Origin of the sequence: Burkholderia sp. (assembly GCF_018375725.1) — a bacterium.
In the GTDB taxonomy this organism is placed as follows: domain Bacteria; phylum Pseudomonadota; class Gammaproteobacteria; order Burkholderiales; family Burkholderiaceae; genus Burkholderia.
The window spans coordinates 1-6,518 of record NZ_JAHACR010000246.1 but is presented as its reverse complement, the minus strand read 5'-3'; the positions used below and the strand labels follow the sequence as shown (position 1 = coordinate 6,518).

At 66.7% G+C, this 6,518-nt stretch carries 5 protein-coding genes; all 5 read right to left on the bottom strand.

The window, feature by feature from the left end; genetic code table 11:
• A partial coding sequence (locus tag KH616_RS19715; RefSeq protein ID WP_292249820.1) for a response regulator occupies window positions 1–576 on the bottom strand: 576 nt, incomplete at its 3' end.
• Window positions 577–650: 74 nt separating this feature from the next.
• On the bottom strand, window positions 651–2,765 hold the full coding sequence (locus KH616_RS19710; protein ID WP_292249819.1) for an ATP-binding protein: 2,115 nt from the start codon (window positions 2,763–2,765) through the stop codon (window positions 651–653).
• Between the two features lie 5 nt (window positions 2,766–2,770).
• On the bottom strand, window positions 2,771–4,060 hold the full coding sequence (locus KH616_RS19705) for a dicarboxylate/amino acid:cation symporter (protein WP_292249818.1): 1,290 nt from the start codon (window positions 4,058–4,060) through the stop codon (window positions 2,771–2,773).
• Between the two features lie 356 nt (window positions 4,061–4,416).
• Window positions 4,417–6,102, bottom strand: coding sequence for a cation acetate symporter (locus KH616_RS19700; protein ID WP_292249817.1), 1,686 nt, complete (start codon window positions 6,100–6,102; stop codon window positions 4,417–4,419).
• A gap of 11 nt (window positions 6,103–6,113) precedes the next feature.
• The gene (locus KH616_RS19695; protein ID WP_292249816.1) at window positions 6,114–6,419 is read right to left on the bottom strand and encodes a DUF485 domain-containing protein; all 306 of its coding nucleotides are present in this window, start codon (window positions 6,417–6,419) and stop codon (window positions 6,114–6,116) included.
• Window positions 6,420–6,518: the final 99 nt, after the last annotated feature.

Here is a 6,518-nt window from a genome sequence, read left to right as displayed (position 1 = left end):
CGGCGACATCTCGTGCAGGCTGCGCGCGATCAGCTCCTTGCCGGCGCCGGTATCGCCGTTGATCAGCACCGACGCATCCGTCGGTGCGACGTTCGCGATGAGGCGTCTCACCTGCTCGATCGCCGGGCTGCGGCCAATGATGCGCGGCGCGACGACGTTCTGCACGGCCAGTTCGCGCCGCAGCGCGTGGTTTTCGAGCACCAGCTCGCGACGCTCCAGCGCGCGCCGCACGGTCTCGATCAGCCGCTCGGCGGCGAACGGCTTCTCGATGAAGTCGTACGCGCCATCGCGCATCGCCTGCACGGCCATCGAGATGTCGCCATGACCGGTGACGAGGATCACCGGCACGTCGGGCACGCGCTCGCGGCATTGCGCGAGCAGGTCGAGGCCGCTCGCGCCGGGCAGGCGGATGTCGCTGACGATCACGCCCGCATGGTCGGCGACGATCGCCTTCTCGGCCGCCTCGGCCGATTCGAAGCCGGTCACGTCGAAGCCCGCGAGTTGCAGGCTCTGCACGCTCGCCCGGCGAACGAGCGCGTCGTCTTCGATATAGATCACTTGCAGCCGGTTGGCCATCGTTCTCACCTGCTCCTGCTCGGCAATCCGGCGCCCATGCCGCACGACGGGACATCGCGCGCAGAGCCGGTGCGCTAAGGGTGGGCCCTGTCGGCCACGGAGTCCGGATGATGCGTGCGCGCGCGCCGCAACGTCAAGATGAACAGTGCGCCGCCAGACGGTGCGTTGCGCGCGGTCAGCGTGCCGCCCGCATCGCTCGCGATCGACGACGAGATCGCCAGCCCGAGCCCAAGGCCGCGCCCCATCTCCTTGGTCGTGAAGAACGGCTCGAACAGGCGCGGCAACAGTTCGGACGGAATACCCGGGCCATTGTCGCGCACCCGGATCGCGAGCGTCGCGGCCGAGACTTCGAGCGTGATTTCGAGGCGAGGCGCGGCCGTCCGTGGGGCGCTCGCCGTCGCCACGGCATCGAGCGCGTTGCCGATCAGGTTGATCAGCACCTGCTCGAGACGCAGATCCTCGCAGCGCGCGACCAGCTCCGGGTGATCGTTCGCCAGATCGAGGGGCGATTCCTGTGGCGGCGTGTACGTCGCGTCGCGCAACGTCAGCACCAGCGTCACGCCGCGCAGACGTTCGTCGAGCAGCGACAGCGCGCCGCGCAAGGCGCGCACGACCGGTGCCTGCTCGTTGCGCGGCCGCGCGCGGCCGACGAACAGTTTCAGCTGATTGGTGATCTTGCCCATTCGCTCGGTGAGCGCCGCGATCGCTTCGAGATTCTCGCGCGCCGCCGCCTGCTCGCCGCGATCGAGCAGCACGCGCGTGTTGTCGGAAAAGCTGCGCAGTGCCGCGAGCGGCTGGTTCAGCTCGTGGGTGATGCCCGCCGCCATCTGGCCGAGCGCCGCGAGCTTGCTCGCCCGGATCAGTTCGTCGTGCGCGGCGCGCAGTTCCTGCTCGGCACGAATGCGCTCGCCGACTTCCTTCTGCAATTGTTCGTTCGCTTCCGACAGATCCGCCGTGCGCTCCGCGACACGCTGGTTCAGCTCCGCATACGCCTGCTGCAACAGCGCGCGACTGCGGATCATCTCCCGCACGCGCGCGCGGCGTGTACGCCAGTAGAAGCCGAGCAGCACGAGCGATACGCCCCCGAAACCCGTCACGATCGTCGCGTTGCGGGCGTCGGCATCGACGGGCGCGATCGGCGCGAGCGTGACGAGTTGCCAGTCGGGCTCGCCGATGTGCCGCTGCGTCGCGAGGTAACGCGGCGCGCGGCGGCCCGGAATCGAGCTGGGTTGATCCGGGGCGACTTCACCTGAGCCAGCCGCACCTGAGCCGGTCGCACCTACGCCGATCGCACCTACGCCGGTCGCACCGATTCGCACGATCTGCGCGTCCGGGCCGAGCACCTGCTCGACACGCAGCGGCAGCGGCGTCACCTGCTGCTGCGCATACTGGCGCGTTTCATGGATCGACGCCGCGACCGGCCCGGTCAGCGGCTTGAGGGTATGGTATTTCCACGCCGGCACCGACGACAGGAACACGACGCCGTGATCGTCCGCGACGACGAGCGGCTCGGACGCATCGGCGCCCTGGAACCATTCGAGATTGAGCTTGACGACGACGACGCCGGCGATCTTCCCGTCGCGCCAGACCGGCTGTGAGATGTAGTAACCGGGGTCGTGCGAGATCGTGCCGATGCCGAAGAAACGGCCGACCTTGCCGTGCATCGCATCGATGAAATACGGGCGGAACTGGTACCCGATGCCGACGAAGCTGTCCGGCGCACGCCAGTTGCTCGCGGCGACGCACGAGCCGTCCGCGCCGATCACGTAGGTGACGGTCGCGTGTGCGTGCTGGTTGAGATCTTCGAGGTAGCGGTTCGCGCGTGCGGCGTAATCGGCGCGCGTCGGCTCGGCGAGCAGGTCCTGCACGAACGGATGGCCGCCAAGCAGGTACGGCAGCGATTCGTAACGGTCGAGCGTGCTCTTGAGCGCATTGGTGGTACGGTCGACGCGCACGGCAGCGTTGCGCTGCAATTCGTCGATCCCGCGCCGCCAGGTCACGTTCCACGTCAGCGCGCATGCCGCCGCAAGCGCGGCGGCGAGCGCGACGAGGATCAGCAGACGGCGCTTCACGGTGACGATTTCCTGGCGATGCGGGTCGTCTATTGTGTCATAGCCGTCCGCCGCCCTGTCGCCGTGCGGCGCGCCGTCCGCGGGCAGCGCAGGGTCGCGCACCGCCCGCGCCTTCATGGCCGTCAGGCCCCGGCGGTCTCGGTCGTGGCGACTTCGCCGCCGCCCGTGAGCGCCTGACGCAGCTTCGTGCGGTCAAGCTCCTTCTCCCATGCCGACACCACGACCGTCGCGACGCCGTTGCCGACGATGTTGGTCAGCGCGCGGCACTCGCTCATGAAGCGGTCGATGCCGAGGATCAGCACCATGCCCGACAGCGGGATGGTCGGCACGACGGCGAGCGTCGCGGCCAGCGTGATGAAGCCGGCCCCCGTCACGCCGCTGGCGCCCTTCGACGTCAGCATCGCGACGGCGAGCAGCGTGAGTTGCTGCATCCACGTCAGTTCGATGTTGGTCGCCTGCGCGATGAACAGCACGGCCATCGTCATGTAGATGTTGGTGCCGTCGAGGTTGAACGAATAGCCGGTCGGCACGACGAGGCCGACGACCGAGCGCGAGCAGCCGGCCTTCTCGAGCTTCTCCATCAGTTGCGGCAGCGCCGCTTCCGACGAGCTCTTGCCGAGCACGATCAGCAGTTCTTCCTTGATGTAGCCGACGAAGCGGATGATGGAGAAGCCGGTGATGCGCGCGATGGTGCCGAGCACGACGAGCACGAACACGATCGACGTCAGGTAGAACGTGCCGATCAGCTTGAGCAGCGGCACGAGCGACCCGACGCCGTACTTGCCGATCGTGAACGCCATCGCGCCGAATGCGCCGATCGGCGCCAGCTTCGTGACGATGTGCACGATGCCGAACAGCACACGCGTGATGCCGTCGATGAAATCGGTGACGACGCGGCCGCGCTCGCCGAGGTGCGCGAGCACGCTGCCGAACAGCAGCGCGATCAGCAGGATCTGCAGGATCTCGCCCTGCGCGAACGCATCGACCATCGTGTTCGGGATGATGTGCATCAGGAAATCGACCGTCGACTGCCCGTGCGCCTTCGCCGCATACGATGCGACCTCCTTGCCGTTCAGCGTCGCCGGATCGATGTTGAAGCCGACGCCCGGACGCAGGATGTGCGTCGCCGCGAGCCCCAGCACCAGCGCGAAGGTCGACACGACTTCGAAGTAAAGCAGCGCCTTGCCGCCGACGCGTCCGACCTTCTTCATGTCCTCCATGCCGGCGATGCCGGTCACGACCGTGCAGAAGATGATCGGCCCGATCACCATCTTGATCAGCTTGATGAAGCCGTCGCCGAGCGGTTTCATCTCGGTGGCGAGCGACGGGTAGTAGTGGCCGAGGATCACGCCGACGACGATGGCGAAAATCACCTGCACATAGAGCACTTTGTAGAGGGGTTTCTTCTTCACGATGGTTCCTGATGAAGGTAGAGATGAGCCGGTGGATCGGCGTCGCGCGCGCGGATGAAGGTCAGGGGAAGCTCGTCGCCCGCGCGGCTGCCGTGCCGCAACAAGCGATGCCTCAGGACGTCCGGAGGGGGAGGAAGGCGTGGGTCATCGATTGTCTCCTTGCTGTAGTAGTCGGACCGGACGACGGCCGTGTGTGCGTTTTATATTGCAAGGTCGATGCCAGATGCGCATACCCCGGCAGGTCATTGTTTTTATTGTATTTCCCACCATGCGAGAGGCAAGAAAATCCGGTTTTCCGGAAATCCGGACAGCGCTCGTCCGGCGATCCGGACGAGCGCGCCATTTCATCGGATCAATCAGTGCCGCACGGCTTGTCCGGCGAGCACGCCGGTCTGCGCGTAGAACTCCTGCCGCTCGAACGCGTCCCGCTCCCGCCGTGCGCGCTCGCTGCGATCGGCGAGCGAACCGACGATGATCCCGACGAACGCAAGCGGCACCGACACGAGCGCCGGGTTGTCGAGGAACACCGGCGCGTGCGCAAAATGCAGCACGTCGACCCAGACCGACTTCGACAGCAACGTCAGCACAATCGCGGACACAAGGCCGAGGCTGCCGCCGATCACGGCGCCGCGCGTCGTCATCCCGCGCCAGAAGATCGACATCGCGAGCACCGGGAAATTCGCGCTCGCCGCGACCGCCGCGACGAGGCCAACCATGAACGCAACATTGATGTGCTCGAACAGGATCGACAGGCCGATCGCGATGGCCGACAGCACGATCGTCGCCACGCGCGAGATGCGCATCTCGAGGCGTTCGTCCGGCTTGCCGCGCGCCCACATCTGCGCGTACAGGTCATGCGAGATCGTCGTCGCGCCCGCGAGCGTCAGGCCGGCGACCACGGCCAGGATCGTCGCGAACGTCACCGCCGCGATGAAGCCGTAGAACCAGTTGCCGCCGACGGCCTGCGCGAGCTTCACCGCGACCATGTTCGAGCCGCCGAGCAGGTCGTGCGTCAGGTTGAACGTGCCGTTCGCGCCGAGCCGGAAGAACGCCGGATGCTGGGCGAGCAGCACGATCGCCGAGAAGCCGATCACGAACGTCAGCAGATAGAAGTAGCCGATGAAACCGGTCGCGTAGAGCACCGACTTGCGCGCTTCCCGCGCGTTCGGGACCGTGAAGAAGCGCATCAGGATGTGCGGGAAGCCCGCCGTGCCGAACATCAGCGCGATGCCGAGCGACAGCGCGTTGGCCGGGTCGCGGATCAGCTTGCCCGGCCCCATGATGCCGAGCGCGCCCGGATGCACGGCGACCGCGCGACGGAACATCTCGTCGACGTTGAAACCAAACTCGCCGAGCGCGAGCAGCGCGAGCAGGGTCGCGCCGCACAGCAACAGCACGGCCTTGATCACCTGCACCCAGGTCGTCGCCGTCATCCCGCCGAAGAACACGTAGATCACCATCAGCACGCCGACGATCAGTTCCGCCGTGCCGTAGGACAGGCCGAACAGCAGCTGGATCAACTTGCCCGCACCGACCATCTGCACGACGAGATACAGGATCACGATCGTCAGCGCGTTCGCGGACGTGAGCAGCCGGATCGGGCGCTGCGCGAAGCGGTACGCGACGACGTCGACGAACGTGAACTTGCCGAGGTTGCGCAGCGGCTCGGCAATCAGGAACATCACGAACGGCCAGCCGACGAGGAAGCCGATCGAGTAGATCAGACCATCGAAGCCGAACATGAACACCATCCCCGACAAGCCGAGGAACGACGCGGCCGACATGTAGTCACCCGCGATCGCGAGCCCGTTCTGCAGGCCGGTGATGCCGCCGCCCGCCGTGTAGAAGTCGCGCGTGGAGCGCGTGCGGCGGGCGGCCCAGCGCGTCAGTGCGAGTGTCGCGAACACGAACGCGAAGAACATGCCGATCGCGACCGGGTTCAGTTCAACCTTGTCGGGCATCGGGCCGGAGACGGCGATCGCATAGGCGGCCGCGGGCACGAGCGCGGAGCATGCGGCAAGCGCAATCGATAGACGACGCATGGCGGCCCCCATCACGAACGCTCGAGGATCGCATCGACCGTGCGGTCGAACGAGCGGTTCGCGCGCAGCACGTAGACGCCTGTCAGCGCGATCGCGATCAGGATGATCGCCACGCCGGCGACAATGCCGACGCTCGTCGTCGCCCCCGGGAAGAGCGGCATCGCGAGCACTCGCGGCGCGAGCGCGACGAGCAGGATGAAGCCGTAATACGTCGCGATCATCAGTGCCGTCAGCACGAAGCTGAAGCGCCGCCGCGTGCGCACGAGCGTCTGGTAGTCACGGCGAGCCGTGAGCGTTTCGATGGCGGAAAGGTCCATAGTGTCTCCGATCTCATGCAAATCCCCTCGTCTTGCAAGGGTGTGTTGTCTCTGCGATCGGCGCGCGTACCAGCCCGCCCGCGCCGTGGCGGCAAGATT